Genomic DNA, 1,707 nt, shown 5'->3' with positions numbered 1-1,707 from the left:
ACCTCTCAAAACTGAACAAAGTGAAAAACAAACAGTGTAGTCTCCGTAATATTCCTTAGAAAGGAGGTGATCCAGCCGCACCTTCCGATACGGCTACCTTGTTACGACTTCACCCCAATCATCTATCCCACCTTAGGCGGCTGGCTCCAAAAGGTTACCTCACCGACTTCGGGTGTTACAAACTCTCGTGGTGTGACGGGCGGTGTGTACAAGGCCCGGGAACGTATTCACCGCGGCGTGCTGATCCGCGATTACTAGCGATTCCGGCTTCATGTAGGCGAGTTGCAGCCTACAATCCGAACTGAGAGAAGCTTTAAGAGATTAGCTTAGCCTCGCGACTTTGCGACTCGTTGTACTTCCCATTGTAGCACGTGTGTAGCCCAGGTCATAAGGGGCATGATGATTTGACGTCATCCCCACCTTCCTCCGGTTTGTCACCGGCAGTCTTGCTAGAGTGCCCAACTAAATGATGGCAACTAACAATAAGGGTTGCGCTCGTTGCGGGACTTAACCCAACATCTCACGACACGAGCTGACGACAACCATGCACCACCTGTCACTTTGCCCCCGAAGGGGAAGCTCTATCTCTAGAGTGGTCAAAGGATGTCAAGACCTGGTAAGGTTCTTCGCGTTGCTTCGAATTAAACCACATGCTCCACCGCTTGTGCGGGCCCCCGTCAATTCCTTTGAGTTTCAACCTTGCGGTCGTACTCCCCAGGCGGAGTGCTTAATGCGTTAGCTGCAGCACTGAAGGGCGGAAACCCTCCAACACTTAGCACTCATCGTTTACGGCGTGGACTACCAGGGTATCTAATCCTGTTTGCTCCCCACGCTTTCGAGCCTCAGCGTCAGTTACAGACCAGAGAGCCGCCTTCGCCACTGGTGTTCCTCCATATATCTACGCATTTCACCGCTACACATGGAATTCCACTCTCCTCTTCTGCACTCAAGTCTCCCAGTTTCCAATGACCCTCCCCGGTTGAGCCGGGGGCTTTCACATCAGACTTAAGAAACCGCCTGCGCTCGCTTTACGCCCAATAAATCCGGACAACGCTTGCCACCTACGTATTACCGCGGCTGCTGGCACGTAGTTAGCCGTGGCTTTCTGGTTAGATACCGTCAAGGGATGAACAGTTACTCTCATCCTTGTTCTTCTCTAACAACAGAGTTTTACGATCCGAAAACCTTCTTCACTCACGCGGCGTTGCTCGGTCAGACTTTCGTCCATTGCCGAAGATTCCCTACTGCTGCCTCCCGTAGGAGTTTGGGCCGTGTCTCAGTCCCAATGTGGCCGATCACCCTCTCAGGTCGGCTATGCATCGTCGCCTTGGTGAGCCGTTACCTCACCAACTAGCTAATGCACCGCGGGTCCATCCATCAGCGACACCCGAAAGCGCCTTTCAAATCAAAACCATGCGGTTTCGATTGTTATACGGTATTAGCACCTGTTTCCAAGTGTTATCCCCTTCTGATGGGCAGGTTACCCACGTGTTACTCACCCGTTCGCCACTCCTCTTTTTCCGGTGGAGCAAGCTCCGGTGGAAAAAGAAGCGTTCGACTTGCATGTATTAGGCACGCCGCCAGCGTTCGTCCTGAGCCAGGATCAAACTCTCATAAAAAGTTCGAACAATCTTGCGATTGTTAAGCTCAATTGTTTGCTAGCATATTGCTTGCTTGTTAAAAATGTTTGTTGTCTTGAATCAATCA

The 1,707-nt window shown here is 51.6% G+C and carries 1 rRNA gene; it reads right to left on the bottom strand.

The features are described from left to right. Positions 1-59 precede the first annotated feature (59 nt). A 16S ribosomal RNA gene (locus AB3H90_RS14295) occupies positions 60-1,619 on the bottom strand. Between the last annotated feature and the right edge of the window lie 88 nt (positions 1,620-1,707).

The organism is Enterococcus sp. C63 (assembly GCF_040887215.1).
Taxonomy (GTDB): Bacteria; Bacillota; Bacilli; order Lactobacillales; family Enterococcaceae; genus Enterococcus_B; species Enterococcus_B hirae.
The sequence above is the reverse complement of the archived record's forward strand: the minus strand, read 5'-3'. Positions and strand labels throughout refer to the sequence as shown.